The 15,256-nt window shown below is 58.6% G+C and carries 13 protein-coding genes; 1 reads left to right on the forward strand and 12 read right to left on the reverse strand.

Annotated elements, in window-relative coordinates; all coding sequences use genetic code 11:
* Nucleotides 1-528: a citrate lyase holo-[acyl-carrier protein] synthase gene (citX, locus tag HMPREF1985_RS08110; protein WP_021772103.1), complete on the forward strand. Its 528-nt coding sequence runs from the start codon at nt 1-3 to the stop codon at nt 526-528.
* A gap of 229 nt (nt 529-757) precedes the next feature.
* Here citX and HMPREF1985_RS08115 read toward each other — a convergent pair whose 3' ends face one another.
* From HMPREF1985_RS08115 to HMPREF1985_RS08170, 12 genes are all read right to left on the reverse strand, one after another.
* Complete coding sequence (locus HMPREF1985_RS08115; protein ID WP_040637488.1) at nt 758-2,287, reverse strand: Ppx/GppA phosphatase family protein; 1,530 nt, start codon at nt 2,285-2,287, stop codon at nt 758-760.
* Between the two features lie 46 nt (nt 2,288-2,333).
* Complete coding sequence (locus HMPREF1985_RS08120; RefSeq protein WP_231385186.1) at nt 2,334-3,518, reverse strand: MFS transporter; 1,185 nt, start codon at nt 3,516-3,518, stop codon at nt 2,334-2,336.
* Between the two features lie 103 nt (nt 3,519-3,621).
* Nucleotides 3,622-4,209 carry an orotate phosphoribosyltransferase gene (gene pyrE / locus HMPREF1985_RS08125; RefSeq protein WP_021772106.1) on the reverse strand — a complete coding sequence of 196 codons (588 nt, stop codon included), beginning with the start codon at nt 4,207-4,209 and terminating at the stop codon, nt 3,622-3,624.
* Entirely contained in the window at nt 4,206-4,931 is a 726-nt protein-coding gene (gene pyrF, locus HMPREF1985_RS08130) for an orotidine-5'-phosphate decarboxylase (protein WP_021772107.1), read from the reverse strand. The genes pyrE and pyrF overlap by 4 nt, the downstream gene beginning before the upstream one ends.
* Nucleotides 4,928-5,863, reverse strand: a complete 936-nt coding sequence (locus HMPREF1985_RS08135; RefSeq protein WP_021772108.1) for a dihydroorotate dehydrogenase — start codon at nt 5,861-5,863, stop codon at nt 4,928-4,930. Before HMPREF1985_RS08135 ends, pyrF begins: the two co-directional genes overlap by 4 nt.
* Nucleotides 5,860-6,627, reverse strand: coding sequence for a dihydroorotate dehydrogenase electron transfer subunit (locus HMPREF1985_RS08140; protein WP_021772109.1), 768 nt, complete (start codon nt 6,625-6,627; stop codon nt 5,860-5,862). The genes HMPREF1985_RS08135 and HMPREF1985_RS08140 overlap by 4 nt, the downstream gene beginning before the upstream one ends.
* Nucleotides 6,614-9,841, reverse strand: a complete 3,228-nt coding sequence (gene carB / locus HMPREF1985_RS08145) for a carbamoyl-phosphate synthase large subunit (protein WP_021772110.1) — start codon at nt 9,839-9,841, stop codon at nt 6,614-6,616. The genes HMPREF1985_RS08140 and carB overlap by 14 nt, the downstream gene beginning before the upstream one ends.
* Nucleotides 9,842-9,844: 3 nt before the next feature.
* Nucleotides 9,845-10,918 carry a glutamine-hydrolyzing carbamoyl-phosphate synthase small subunit gene (carA, locus tag HMPREF1985_RS08150; protein WP_040637489.1) on the reverse strand — a complete coding sequence of 358 codons (1,074 nt, stop codon included), beginning with the start codon at nt 10,916-10,918 and terminating at the stop codon, nt 9,845-9,847.
* A 19-nt stretch (nt 10,919-10,937) separates the two neighbouring features.
* Nucleotides 10,938-12,224, reverse strand: coding sequence for a dihydroorotase (locus tag HMPREF1985_RS08155; RefSeq protein ID WP_021772112.1), 1,287 nt, complete (start codon nt 12,222-12,224; stop codon nt 10,938-10,940).
* The gene (locus tag HMPREF1985_RS08160; RefSeq protein WP_155943542.1) at nt 12,221-13,168 is read right to left on the reverse strand and encodes an aspartate carbamoyltransferase catalytic subunit; all 948 of its coding nucleotides are present in this window, start codon (nt 13,166-13,168) and stop codon (nt 12,221-12,223) included. The genes HMPREF1985_RS08155 and HMPREF1985_RS08160 overlap by 4 nt, the downstream gene beginning before the upstream one ends.
* A gap of 311 nt (nt 13,169-13,479) precedes the next feature.
* Nucleotides 13,480-13,992 carry a nitroreductase family protein gene (locus tag HMPREF1985_RS08165; RefSeq protein ID WP_021772115.1) on the reverse strand — a complete coding sequence of 171 codons (513 nt, stop codon included), beginning with the start codon at nt 13,990-13,992 and terminating at the stop codon, nt 13,480-13,482.
* Nucleotides 13,993-14,024: 32 nt separating this feature from the next.
* Nucleotides 14,025-15,209, reverse strand: a complete 1,185-nt coding sequence (locus tag HMPREF1985_RS08170; RefSeq protein WP_040637490.1) for a pyridoxal phosphate-dependent aminotransferase — start codon at nt 15,207-15,209, stop codon at nt 14,025-14,027.
* Nucleotides 15,210-15,256 lie beyond the last annotated feature (47 nt).

Here is a 15,256-nt window from a genome sequence, read left to right on the forward strand (position 1 = left end):
ATGTTCAGCGGTATCCCGATAGATCTGCCCGCTATGCTCGCCGCACGTGAGGAACGCGCCGCACGGCAGGACATATGGCTGAAACAATACGCCTGTCCTATCCTCTCCTTCACGCTCAATATTCCGGGTTCAGTCAAAACCTCTCCCGATCTGCGGCGTGCGTTTGATACGGGTCTTGCAGCATTGGAGGATGCGCTGGAATCCGCAGGGCTGTCCGCCATAGCGCGGGACGAAATCCATGCGCCGACGGGTGATGAGGCACTGCTTGCCATCAGAGGGCATGCAGCAGCAATCAAGGAGATTGCAACGAAGCTCGAAGAAGATCATCCACTCGGTCGTCTCTTCGATATGGACGTTCTGAACGCAGATGGGACAAAGCTTTCGCGCAGAGTCCCGCGCCGCTGCCTGCTCTGCGCCGAACAGGCGCAAAACTGTGCGCGCAGCCGCCGTCACACCGTCGCAGAGCTGACGGCAGAGATCAAGCGTCTCCTCATCGCATACCTAGGATCAAATGGGGCTGCTCTGTGAAGTTTAAAAACTTCGCAGAGCAGCCCCATTTGATCCTATCTATAGCGAAACGAAAACAAACCATCTTATCCCAAGCACAAGGTCTGTTTCTTGGAAAATTTTAAAAAACAGCTTTCTAAGTATAACCGCATATGCAACGCATTGCCAAGGTGTCCGCGAAACTGAGACCGGCCAAACCAATCGAAGGAAACTTTGGCTCACGGAAGACACGATTGCACGATTGATGGAACTACAGTCGCCAAAGCACGATAAGAGGCTTTCCGTACTCCTTTTTGAACGACTTGGCAAACTGTTTCATTTCGAGATCGGCAGCGCTGTGATCCGTTCCCTTTTTCGCATAAGCGGTCAAGACAACCGCCTCGTCCGCGATACGCGCCCGAAGCCTTTCGACATTCCCTTCATGCGTCACGTCCGATGCCTCGGCAAGCGCGAGCAGCAGGGCAAGCCGGCGCACCGTCTGCCAGTCATCCGACGAGAGCATCATCGCGTAGCGGTAAGCACGCATTGTCCTGCTGCTGATGCCGTGATGGAACCCCGCGATAAATGCTGCCATGAGCTGTTCCTTATGCGTCATGCCGTAGAGCGGCGCATGCGCGATGACAAAGGCAGAATGACGTGCGTGGTCGTAGTAATTGATTGCCTGTCCTGCATCGTGCAGCCATGCAGCGACCCCCAGGAGCGTGCGGGCACGTCCCTTCGCGCCGTGCAGGGGCGCGAGCTGGTCGAAGAGCGAGCTCGCCTTCGTGTGAACGCGTTCGAGATGTTCCATGCAGTGATCGGTCCAGCCGAGGTAATTCCTCACGCTCATGCGCAGGACGTCCTTTGCGACCTTGCCCTCGCCGTATTTCTCTCCGTAGTATCCAAAGAATGCACCGTCGCGCAGGCCGCACCCTGAAACGATGACGTCGCCGCCTTTGGCGTAGTCCATGAGCGTGCGAATGATAAGCGTGCCTGCCACGATGAGATCGGCGCGGTCGGAAGAAAGCCCCTTGATGCGCTTGCGCACTGCCAGAGAGGATGTCGCAATCATCGTGCAAAGCGCATCAAACCGCTTGTGCGGCATACGGTAGTTGTGGATTCGCGCGAGCTGGTACCGCTCCTTTGCCTGATCGATCTTGCCAAGGTTTCGCACCGTCCCGCCGACGCCGATGATGGGCAGGCGTACGCCTTTTGCCCATGGGATCATTTCTTCAAACCGTTTCTCGACGTACTTGCGGCACTTCTCCATCGCGGCAGGCACCACCTTGCCCGCGAGTGAAAACTTGTCCGTCATCGTCACCGCGCCGATCGGAACGGAGACCGAATGAACGATTTTGCGCCCCTTGACGAGCGTGACCTCAATCGACGCGCCGCCGAGATCGAACTGCAAAAAATTCTTTTCCGCAATCGTATTGACGACGCCGAGATATCCTAGATATGCCTCGCGCTCCCCTGAGACGACCTCGACCTCAATGCCCGTTTCCCTGCGGATCCGCTCGATGAACGATGTGCCGTCCTTCGCGCTTCGCGCCGCTGCCGTTGCAATCGCAATGCAGCGCGTGACCCCCATGACCTCCATGATATGCTTGTAGACACTTAGACATGCCATCGCGCGCTTGACGCCATCGGGACTCAGTCTCCCCGTCTCCGACATGCCCTTTCCGAGCCGAATCGCTTCCTTTTGCTGGTATTCGAGCCGATACGATTGATTGTCTGCAATCCCCATGACGATAAAGCGAATCGAGTTCGATCCCATATCAATGACGGCAATGCGTTCCATGCACATTCTCCCATGAATTTGAGTCTTATTCTGCGTCCCCATTATATCATGTTCCGTAGGATTTCGATCCAAAAACTTTTTGTCCCATGCGCCGATAAACATACGCTGCAATGGCAGCCTGCATGGCGACGAGTGCGGCAAGAAAGCCGAATGCCACATAGAGATCCGTCCGATGCGCGAGAAAACCGATTGCCGCCGGTCCCATGAGGACACCGAGATAGCCGAGCGTCGAGACAGCAGGAACGGCAAGGCTGATCGGCATATCCTCCTGCTTGCCCATGAGGCTGAAAAAGACGGGAACGACGTTCGCCGATCCGACGCCAATCGCGAAAAAGCCTAGATAGAGGACCGTTGTGCTCTCGGCAAGGATCACGAGCAAAAAGCCTGCAAATGCAACGAGCAGACCGCCGATAACAACGCATTCTGGGCCGAGCTTTACGACGAGCGCATCGCCGACAAGACGCATGACGAGCATCGCAGCGGAAAAGACCGTAAAGCCCATGCCCGCAAGCGAGAGATCGAATCCGCGCTCGACGCGGAGAAAGACACCGCTCCAATCCATGATCGCGCCTTCCGTGAGGAACGCGATGCAAGCAATGATGCCGATAAATGTCACGATGCCGCGCGGAATGCCAATGAGCCTGCCGCCCGCATCCCCGCCGTACGGGATGAGGTACCGGCGGAAATACGCAATCGTCCCGAGCATAATGCCGGATGCGATCGCCGTCGAGACGAGCGGCGTAAGCCTACACATCCCGACCCAAACGCCGAAAAGCCCGGCGCCGACGAAACCGCCGACGCTCCACAGCGCATGCATGCCGCTCATGAGCCTCCTGTCGCTCTCCTTCTCGACGATGACCGCCGCGACGTTGACCGTCGCATCGAGGCATCCCATAAATGCGCCAAATCCGAGGAGCAAGACCGCCGCAAGCCAAAGCGTGGAAACATGGGAAAGCGCAAAGAGGAACACGGCCTCAGCGACGCATGCGACCGTCAGGACCCGCCGGCAGCCGAGACGCGTCGCAGCCGCTCCCGCGAGCGGCATCGTAAGCAGCGAGCCTATGCCGATGCACAGCAGCAGCATGCCGAGCACATTCTCCCCAATCGCGAGCCGCTCCTTCAAGAGCGGCACGAGCGGCGCCCATGATGCCGATCCGAAGCCGCCGATGAAAAAAACCGCACGCGTCGCACGCTGCTGCGAAACGCCGATCGCTTTATCCTTCGCTGCCAAAAGACCCCTTCTTTCATTCGGTTCCGAATCCAGCATGCAGCAAAAGCACAAGGTGCCACAAGTTGCCTTGCACAGAAGCGTGCCTTGTGCTGGTTTTCGGCTCTCAGCGCGCTGCCTTTTTCCCCGTGCTGCCGCGCTTCGTCATCGGGATTCCCTCTTTGCAAAGCGGGCATGCCTCCGGCTTATACGTCTCGACATTCAAGCGGAGAAGTGCCTTGTACGGCACGTCGCCGAAGGAGATCTTCCCACCGCTGCGATCGACGAGCATGCTGACGGCGGCGGGGATGCCGCCATGCCGTTTTACGACTTCGATGACTTCCTTGATGGAGCCGCCCGTCGTCACGATGTCCTCGACGATGAGCACGCGCTCACCCTCATGCAGCGAAAAGCCGCGGCGAAACGTCATCTTGCCGTCGACGCGCTCTGTGAAGATCGCGCGCGTGCCGAGAGCCTTGCCCGTCTCATGTGCGAGCAGTATGCCGCCTGTCACAGGACCGACGACCGTCTCGATGCCCGCGTCCTTGAAGTTTTCCGCCATCGCCTCGCAAAGCTTCTGCGTGTACGCGGGATGCTGGAGCACGTTGAACTTCTCCACGTAGTGCGGACTGTGCAGGCCGGAAGTCAGCAGGAAATGCCCGTTCATGATGGCATTCGTCTCGATGAGGAGATCCTTTACTTCTTGTTCTGTCATGGTACCGTCTCCATTTCCTTCAAAATAGCTTCCGCTGCCGCTTTCGGGTCGTCTGCCGCGCGAATGGGACGACCGATGACGAGGTGGCTTGCCCCCGCCATGAGCGCCGCGCGGGGCGTCGCAATGCGGCTCTGATCATCCGCCGAAGTGCCTGCGGGACGCACGCCCGGCGTCACGATCAAGAAGTCCTCGCCGCACGCTGCGCGAATGGCCTCTGCCTCCTGCGGCGAGGCGACGACCCCGTCCAGCCCAGCCTCCTTTGCGAGACGCGCGAGGCGCAGAACGGACTCCTCGAGCACGCGCGTTTGCCCAACTCCCTGCCATTCCGCGCTGCTGATGCTCGTGAGCACCGTGATCGCGATGAGTTTCGGGCAAGGGATTCCCGCCTCCGCAGCCTCCTTGTGCAGGCGGTCTGCCGCCGTCTTCATCATCGTGAGGCCGCCGCTCGCGTGGACGTTCAGCATATCCGCACCGAGGTGCATGAGCGAGCAAAGCCCGCCCGCGACAGTGTTTGGAATATCGTGCAGCTTGAGATCGAGAAAGACGTGCTTGCCCTCCCTCCGCAGCCACGTGACGGCTTTTCCGCCGACAGCGTAGAAAAGCTCCATGCCGACCTTGTAGTACGATACGCTGCCGCCGAGCTTCGCCACGAGCGTGCGGACATCTTCCATCGTGTGGAAGTCGAGTGCGACGATCAAGCGATCATCTGCTTTTGCCATCATGTGTTTTCTCCTAAAAAATCCGGGTTTGCCTTGCCGACAAGCTCACGGATATTCGATAGTCCGCGCTGCTCAAGGTAATCATTCAGCCCGTCGCAAATCCGCATCGTCACCGTCGGGTCGGTGAAATTTGCCGTGCCGACGGCAACGGCGCTCGCGCCCGCGAGGAAGAATTCCACCGCGTCCTTCGCGCTCGTGATGCCGCCCATGCCGATGATCGGCACGCGCACCGCCTGTGCGACCTGCCATACCATGCGCACGGCGACGGGCTTCACGCACGCGCCGGAAAGACCGCCCGTGACATTGCCGAGCACGGGCCGCCACCGATGGATATCGATCTCCATGCCGAGAAGCGTGTTGATGAGCGACACGGCATCCGCGCCCGCCGCCTCGACGGCCTTTGCCATCTGCACGATGTCCGTGACATTCGGCGAAAGCTTCAGGATGACGGGCTTCTTCGTATTCGCCTTTGCCGCGCGGACAACGGAAGATGCCGCCTCGGGATCGGTGCCGAAGAGGATGCCGCCGTCTTTGACGTTCGGGCAGGAAACATTGAGTTCGATTGCCGCAACGCCCGGCACATCAAGCATTTTGGCAAGCGTGCCGTACGCCTCTGCCGAGCTGCCCGAAATGTTGACGATGACGTGCATGCCATACGGCTCGATGCGCGGAAGTATTTCTTTAAGAAACACCTCGACGCCGGGATTTTCAAGCCCGATGCAGTTGAGCATCCCCATAGGCGTTTCCGTCACACGCACGCCTTCGTTGCCGCGGCGCGGTGCGAGCGTCGTTCCCTTGACCATGACGCCGCCGAGCCGCGCGAGGTCGACGAAATCCGCGAACTCCTCTCCGAATCCGAACGTTCCCGACGCCGTAAGCACTGGCGTCTCCATCTCGATGCCGAGAAGCTCGGTACGCAGCCGTTCATCGCTCATGAAAACACCTCCGCCGCCGAAAATACAGGACCGTCCTTGCAGACTTTCCTGCGCCCGCCGCGCGTGTCGACCGAGCAGGAAAGGCATGCGCCAAGCCCGCACGCCATGCGCGCCTCAAGTGAGACTTCACACGGGGTTCCATGCTCCTGTGCGAGCTTTGCGACGCCGCGCATCATGACTTCAGGCCCGCAGACGACGATGCCGTCGTAGTCGTAACGCGCAAGGAGCGTCGGCAGAAGATCCGTCGCAAAGCCTCGGACGCCGAGCGATCCGTCGTCCGTCGTGATGAAGATATTGCGCACGAAGCCGTGAAACAGCGTATTCCAAAAGAGTTCGTCCTCCGTCCTTCCGCCCATGAGCACATCTGCCCTGCCCTTTAAGGAGGCGGCGTAATAGAGGAGCGGGGAAAGCCCAATGCCGCCGCCAACGACGAGCGGATGTACAAAATCGTGCGAAAAACCGTTGCCGAGTGGGCCAAGCACATTTACGGAATCGTCCTTTTGGAGCGCAGCAAGCGCCCTCGTCCCCTCGCCGACGACGCGGTAGATGAAGGCGATGTTGCCGTTCTCGCGGTCGATTGCCGCGACACCGAGAGGACGGCGCAGCGTGAACGCACCCCGTAATATGCGAAGCTGGACGAATTGTCCCGGCTCCGCCGCCTGTGCGATCGCCGGTGCATAAACCATCAGAAAATAAACGGTTTCAATGAGTTTCTGCTGCTGAACGACATTTGCCGTCACTTCGTATTTCTTAGGCAAGGTCATCACCACCGCCTACGTAGTCCTGAATGGCGAGTGAGTAGACGAGTCGGCGGTCGCGCATGAACGAGAGCACGCGCAGGACTTCCCATGCCGTGTCGAGCGAGGTCAGGCAGGCAATGCCGTGCTCAACCGTCGCACGGCGAATCTTGAAGCCGTCCTTTGCCGACGACTTGCCCTGCGTGAGTGTGTTGATGACCATATTGATCCTGCCACTCTTGATCCACTCGATGATATCCGCACTGCGCTCGTGTACCTTTCCGACGACTTCCGCGTCGATCCCCATGCCCCAAATAGCTTTCGCCGTGCCTTCCGTCGCCGCGATGGCAAAGCCGAGCTCCGAAAATGCCTTGACGAGCTGCTTCATCTCATCCTTGTCCTTGTCGGCGACCGTAAATAGGATACATCCCTTCATCGGCACGTGGATGCCCGATCCAATGATCGCCTTGTAAAGCGCACGCGCGTAGTGATAGTCGATGCCCATGGCCTCGCCCGTCGACTTCATTTCAGGGCCGAGTGCGATATCGACGTCCGTCATCTTCGCAAAGGAAAATACCGGCGCCTTGACGGCGACGTACGGCTTCGGCGGAACGAGTCCAGAATGCCAGCCGAGCGCCTTGAGTGTGCTGCCGAGCGCGATGCGCGTCGCGAGATTCACCATCTTGACATTCGTGACCTTTGAAAGAAACGGAACGGTGCGCGAGGAGCGCGGGTTGACCTCGATGATGTAGACTTCGCCGCCCGCGACGACAAACTGGATGTTGAGCAGTCCCTTGACATGAAGTGCCGCTGCAAGGCGTTTCGTATAATCCACGATCGTGTAAAGGATCTTTGCATGAAGCGTCTGCGGCGGATAGACGGCGATCGAGTCGCCCGAATGGACGCCCGCGCGCTCGACGTGCTCCATAATGCCCGGAATGACGACATCCGTGCCGTCGGAAATTCCGTCGACTTCGACCTCCGTGCCCTGCATATAGCGGTCAACGAGTACGGGATGGTCAGGCGTGACCTTGACGGCGCGGCTCATATAATCGCGCAGCTCTGCCTCGTTGTAGACGATCTCCATCGCGCGTCCGCCTAGGACGTACGACGGGCGCACCATGACAGGGTAGCCGATGCGCGCCGCACCCGTGATGGCATCACGAAGATTCGTGACGCTGATGCCTTCGGGGCGTGGGATCTTCGTCTGCGTGAGCACTTCGTCGAAGCGCTCGCGATCCTCGGCGCGGTCGATGTCGTCGACGGACGTGCCGAATACCTTGACGCCTGCCTTTTGCAGCGACGCCGCGAGGTTGATTGCCGTCTGTCCGCCGAACTGAACGATGACGCCATCCGGCTTTTCCTTGTCGATGATGTTGAGCACGTCTTCCGTCGTCAGCGGCTCGAAATAGAGGCGGTCGGAAATATCGAAGTCCGTCGAGACCGTCTCCGGGTTGTTGTTGATGATGATCGCCTCAATGCCCATCTCGCGAAGCGCCCAAACGGAATGCACGGAGCAATAGTCAAACTCGACGCCCTGCCCGATGCGGATCGGGCCCGAGCCGAGCACGATGACCTTGCGCGCATTCGATGGGCGCACCTCGTCCTCCTGTGCGTGGAATGTCGAGTAGTAGTACGGTGTCGCTGCCTCAAATTCCGCAGCGCACGTGTCGACCATCTTGTAGCACGGCAGGATGTCCATCGACTTGCGGAGTGTGCGAATCTCGTCCGTCGTCCTTTTTGTGAGCTCCGCGATCGAGCGGTCGGCAAGGCCGACGTCCTTCGCCGCGAACATGAGCTTCGGCGTCAGTGCCTCTTTCGTCAGGCGATTTTCCACATCAGTGATATGTTGAATCTTGTGGAGGAACCACTTGTCGATCTTGGTTATATCGTGAATCGCATCGACCGTCGCAATGCCGCGGCGCAGTGCCTCAGCGATGGCAAAAATGCGCTCGTCGTTGATGCGTGAGAGTGCTTTTTTGACGCGCGCATCATCCCATTCCTCCATCTTTTCCATGTGCAGCCGATGCACGCCGATTTCGAGCGAGCGCACAGCTTTCAGGAGCGCACCCTCAAAATTCCGGTCCATGCTCATGACCTCGCCCGTCGCCTTCATCTGCGTGCCAAGCGTGTGGTCGGCATAGACGAACTTGTCAAACGGCCAGCGGGGAAACTTCACGACGCAGTAGTCCAGTGCCGGTTCGAAACACGCCTTTGTCTTCTGCGTGACCGCATTCGTGATCTCGTCGAGCGTGTAGCCAATCGCGATCTTGGCCGATACTTTTGCGATCGGATACCCTGTCGCCTTCGACGCGAGCGCCGACGAACGGCTCACGCGCGGGTTGACCTCGATAACGTAGTAGCGGTTGCTGTTCGGGTCGAGCGCGTACTGCGCATTGCAGCCGCCCTCGATGCCGAGTTCTCGAATGATGCGCAGCGATGCGCTGCGGAGCATCTGGTACTCGTGATCGGTGAGCGTCTGCGATGGCGCGACGACGATGGAATCGCCGGTATGGACGCCGACGGGGTCAAAGTTCTCCATGTTGCAGACGGTGATGCAGGTATCGTTTCCGTCGCGCATGACCTCGTACTCGATTTCTTTCCAGCCCGCAACGCTGCGCTCGATGAGCACCTGTCCAATCATCGAGTACGTGAGCCCTTTGATGACCGTCTCGATAAGCTCTTCCTCATTTTCGGCGATGCCGCCGCCCGTGCCGCCCATCGTGTACGCAGGCCGCACGATGACGGGATAGCCGATTTCCTTTGCGAATGCGACAGCCGCAGGCACATCCTCGACGATCATGCTCTCGGGAATCGGCTCGCCGAGCTTCTGCATCGTCTCCTTGAACCGCTCGCGATCCTCTGCCTGCTCGATCGCCCCCAGCGGCGTGCCAAGAAGCTCGACCTCGTACTTTTCGAGCACGCCTTTTTCGGCGAGCTGCACGGCGAGATTGAGTCCAGCCTGTCCGCCAAGCGTTGCGAGGAGACCGTCCGGCCGCTCCTTTGCGATGATGTTTGCGAGGAACTCGGCCGTCAGCGGCTCAATGTAGACGCGGTCGGCAATATGCGTATCCGTCATGATCGTCGCGGGATTGGAATTCACGAGCACGACTTCAAGCCCTTCCTCCTTGAGTGCGCGGCACGCCTGCGAGCCCGCATAGTCAAACTCCGCCGCCTGCCCGATGATGATTGGACCGGAGCCGATGACCATGACCTTGCTCAGATTCTCCTTCTTTGGCACAGCTTATTCCCCTTTCTCCAGCATGGCGCGGAATTCTTCAAACAAGTACATATTGTCGTCCGGTCCCGGCGCTGCTTCAGGATGGTACTGAACCGAAAAAATCGGCAGCTCTTTATGCCGCATGCCCTCCACTGTTCCATCGTTGACATTGACGTGCGTGACGGCAAGCGGCAGCCCTTCAAGCGACGCCGCATCGACGGCAAAGCCGTGATTCTGTGCGGAAATCTGCACCTTGCCCGTACGCAGATCCTTGACTGGCTGGTTCGTGCCGCGATGGCCGAACTTGAGCTTGTACGTCTTCGCGCCCATCGCAATCGCGATGAGCTGATGTCCGAGGCAAATGCCGAAAATCGGCTTTTTCCCGAAAAGCTTCTTGATTTCTGCCGCAATCTCCGGCACGTCGGCAGGATCACCGGGGCCGTTCGAAAGGAAGACGCCGTCGGGATTCATTGCGAGCACTTCTTCCGCCGTCGTATGCGCGGGCACGACCTTGAGACGAAATCCCTTGCGGTGCATCGAATCCAGGATATTCTGCTTGACGCCAAAGTCCATCGCGACGACGAACGGTGCGCCTCTCCTCTCACATTCCATATCGTATGCCTTCGGCGTCGTGACCGCTTCGACGACTTCCCTGCGGATAGGCGTCGCCATGAGCGCGTCGGCCGCATCCTTTGCCGCCTTCTCCGAGACGATGATTCCCTTCATCGTGCCTGCCGCGCGAATGTGACGCGTGATGGCGCGCGTATCGACGTTGTACAGGCACGGCACTTTCTGCTCGGTCAGAAACGCTGCAAGACTCTTCTCATAGTGCCAGTTGCTCCCATCCGTGCAAAGATCGCCGATGACGAAGCCTGCGACGAATGACTTGCGCGACTGCATGAAAAGCTCCGCGATGCCGTAGTTGCCGACGAGCGGGTACGTGAGCGTCAAAATCTGCGCGCAGTACGACGGATCCGTAAGGCTCTCCTGATAGCCGACCATGCCCGTATTGAAAACGACTTCACCCGTCGCCTTGAAATCATTCAGCAAATCGCCGTAGAAGACCGTCCCGTCTTCCAAGATCAATTTCCCCTTCACCCAAAACACCTCACTGCATTCAGAAGACCCTGCCGTCCTGCATCACGATATTCCCGTCGACGACCGTCAGCACGGCCTTGCCTTTCAGCTTTCTGCCGGCGAAAGGGGAATGGCTGCCGCGCGTGTGGAATTCCTCGGCGACAACCGTCCACTCGAGATTCGGATCGAGAACCGTCACATCGGCGTTCGCGCCGACGGAGAGCGTGCCTGCCGCAAGGCCAAATGCCTTCGCAGGCTCCCACGTCATTTTGGAAATGAGGAGCGGCAAATCGATCTTGCCCGTATGGACGAGATCTGTAAGGAGCACGCCGACTGCCGTTTCAAGTCCCGGAAAACCGCTCGGTGCAAGACCGTATTCTCGATCCTTCTCTTCCGGCGCATGCGGCGAGTGGTCGGTCACGATCGCATCGATCGTGCCGTCCCTCAGCCCTTCCAGTACGGCGTCGACATCCTTCTGCGCGCGCAGCGGCGGATTGACCTTCGTCGAGCTGTCGCAAAGCTTGACGAGATCCTCCGTCATCGTCAGATTGTGCGGCGTCGCCTCCGCCGTCACGCGAACGCCGCGCTTTTTCGCCTGCCGCACGATGTCGACCGCACCTGCCGAGCTGATGTGCGCGATATGAACACGCGCGCCTGCATACTCAGCGAGCATGATGTCGCGCACCGTCGCGATGTCCTCCGCGATGGTCGGACGCCCTTTCATGCCGAGCATCGCGCTCCGATGCCCCTCATTCATGACGCCGTCCTCAACGAGCGACGTCTCCTCTTCATGATTGATGATGACCTTGTCAAACGGGCGCAGGTAGTCGTACGCACTGAGCAGGACCTTTGCGACGGGGTCGAAATGTCCGTCGTCCGAAAATGCGACGGCGCCAGCTTCGATCATGTCGCCGAGTTCCGCAAGCTCCTTGCCCTCTTGATTCTTCGTGACCGCGCCGATGATCTCGACGTGTACCTTAGCGACATCTGCCGCGCGCTTCTTCATGCCCTCGACGAGCGCTGCCGTATCGATGACGGGTCGCGTGTTCGGCATCGTCGCAACGCGCGTATAGCCGCCCGCTGCCGCTGCCTCCGTGCCGGAAGCGAAATCCTCCTTCGCTTCCTGTCCCGGTTCGCGCAGATGGACGTGCATATCGATGAGTCCCGGCGCAACGACCTTGCCCCGCGCATCATACGCCTCTGCACCGTCTGCGGGAAGGTTCTTTCCGACTGCTGCTATCTTTCCATCCTCGATCCGCACGTCTGCGACTTCATCAAATTGTCCTGCGGGATCGATGACGCGTCCGCCTTTGAGTAAAAGTTTCATTCCTGCTTCCCTCCCGTCAAGACCAGCGTGAAGAGTGCCATGCGCACTGCTACGCCGTTCTGCACTTCTTCCTGTATCGCCGACTGCGTGCCGTAGGCGACGGCAGGCGAGATTTCCCAGCCTTTGTTCATCGGGCCTGGATGCAGGATGAGCGCGTCTTCTTTCGCAAGCGCAAGCCGCTTTGCGTTGAGCCCGTAGATGCGCGCGTACTCACGCGTCGTCGGGAAGAGTCCGCCCTTCATGCGTTCGAGCTGGATGCGCAGCACCTCGATGACGTCCGCGCCCGCTATCGCTTCCTCAATGCGATCATGGATGAAGATGCCCGGCTCTTCGCAAAGGAAGCGCGGCAGGAGCGTCCGCGGTCCCGCGATATGGACTTCCATGCCCATCTTGCGCATGCCGTGTATATCGGAGCGCGCAACGCGGCTGTGGAGCACGTCGCCTAAGATGGCGACCTTGAGCCCTTCGAGACGGCCTTTATGCTGCTCGACTGTAAAGAGATTCAAGAGTCCCTGTGAAGGATGCGCGTGCGCGCCGTCTCCTGCATTCAGGATGACAGGCGTCACGACATGCGACGCATACTCCGCCGCCCCCTCTGCCTTGTGGCGCATGACGATCGCATCGACCCCCATCGCTTCGATCGTGTAGAGCGTGTCGCGCAGGCTTTCCCCCTTGACGATGCTCGATGCGCCTGCCGTGATATTGACGACGTCCGCGCCAAGGTACTTTCCCGCAAGCTCAAACGACGTGCGCGTGCGCGTGCTCGGCTCGTAGAAGAGCGTCACGATCGATTTGCCCCGCAGCGCCGGCACCTTTTTGATGTCGCGATGGATGATATTCTTCATTTCCTTCGCGGTTTCGAGCACGAGTCGAATCTCCTCCGGCGTGAAGTCCTCCAGCCCGAGAATATGCTTCCCTCGCAGGGATACGGTGTTCTTTCCCAAACGAATCACTCCTCATTCTGTAGCGGTCGAATCCTGCCAAGCCTGCCTTTCGGAGCCGGTTTTACACAAGAAAAAGGAACTCTCCTATGCGACTGGATAGGAAAGCTCCTTACTCACGTAACCGTATAAAGCGCATCCACGCTTCATTTGTACACAAAAAGAACTGCCGCTTGCATCGCAGTAAATCCGATCACGGAAACGCTCTTCGTGTTCCTTGCTCCCCTTGTGCGCATCGCCGTACGCATCTTAAAAAGGTTTTCTGCCTTCTTCATTATAGCGTAGTTTTCTTAAAAACGCAAGGCATTTGCCCCTCAGAGCCACGAAACAAGCGCCTCCGTTCCCTTTCGCTCCGCATGACGCGTAGACGGTACGGCGTCGTCCGTTGGATAGCCGATCGGCAGCACGCAAGAAAGTTCAAAGCCTGCCATTTCAGGGAACAGCTTCTTCATCTTCGGCGCATCGAAGTGACCGACCCACGTCGTGCCAAGCCCTAGGTCCTCGGCTTCAAGCATCATGTGCGTCGCGGCAATGCTCGCATCGACCTCAGCGAAATTTTTCTCGTCAAACGATCGGACCCATGCCTCTTCTGCCTTGCTCCCAATGACAATCGCAACGGGCGCGCCAAAGACAAAATGCGTCGTCTCGGCTAGTTTTTTCATCGCCTCAGACGACTTCAGCACCCAAAAATGGATCGGCTGTTTGTTGACTGCCGTCGGCGCGAGATTGCCCGCCTCCAAAATCCGATGAAGTTTTTCTTCCTCCACCGGCCTGTCCTGCAGGCTCCGACAGGAATAACGTTTTTTTGCAAGCTCCAAAAAAGTCATCGTGTTCCTCCTTGTCAAAAGACGGTAAACCCTTATTTGTATTCCGCCGCCAGCTTTTCAAAGAGCGGCAGCGAGCGCTCGATTGTCTCCGTCTTGATGCAGTACGCGAGGCGGAAGTAGCCGGGGCAGCCGAAGTCCGCGCCGGGCACGAGCAAGAGATCGTACTTCTTCGCACGCTCGCAGAACGCGTAATCGTCCGTCTCAAGCGCCTTCGGGAACAAGTAGAATGCGCCCTGCGGCTGAACGCAGGAAAAGCCCGCCTTGATGAGTCCGTCATAGAGCAGCTTTGCATTCTTGACGTACGTGCCAATATCCGACGGACGCTCGGCACACCGTGCAATGACGTGCTGCCAAAGCGACGGCGCATTGACGTGCGTGAGCACGCGCGCCGCCCCCGCAATTGCACCGAAGACCTTCTCGTAGCTCGCGATCTTGTTCGGCACGGCGATATAGCCGATACGTTCGCCCGGAAGCGAAAACGCCTTGCTGTACGAGTAGCAGACAATCGTATTGTCGTAGTAATTCGGGATATAGGGGACCGTGAACCCTTCGTAGACGATTTCTCGGTACGGCTCATCCGAAATGAGGAAGATCGGATGGCCGTACTCTTTTTCTTTTGCACGGAGCACATCGGCTAGTTTTCGGATGGTCTCTTCCGAGTAGACCGCGCCGCTCGGATTGTTCGGTGAGTCGACGATGACGGCCTTCGTATGGTTCGTGATACACGCCTCGAATGCCGTAAATTCGATCTGCCAGTCGGAAGGACGTGCCGGCACGACGACGAGCTTGCCTCCGACCGATTCGACAAAGCAGCGATATTCGGGGAAAAACGGCGCAAAGACGATAAATTCATCGCCCTCTTGGCAGAGCGCCTTAAACGAAATCGTGATCGCCGCCGCCGCGCCTGCCGTCATAAAAATATTCTTTCCTTCGTAATCCGTTCCGAAGCGCTTGTTGATGCTCCTAGCAACGGCTTCACGCGTCTTCGGAGCACCGGGGGCAACGGTGTAGCCATGCACGGCACGCGGCTCTTCGTGCTCCAGGATGTCGATCGCCACCTGTTTGATGAACGCCGGCGTCGGCACGTTCGGATTGCCGAGGCTGAAGTCGAATACATTCTCCTCGCCGACCTCTGCGGCACGCCTCCGCCCGAACTCAAAGATCGTGCGAATCGTGGACTTCTTCGTTCCAAGCTCATACATCGTCTGTGAAATCATGCGCATACCACCTTATGGGTTCGATATGAAACCTTTCCCTTTCATTC

The sequence above is a fragment of the Mitsuokella sp. oral taxon 131 str. W9106 genome (genome assembly GCF_000469545.1).
GTDB lineage: Bacteria > Bacillota > Negativicutes > Selenomonadales > Selenomonadaceae > AWVT01.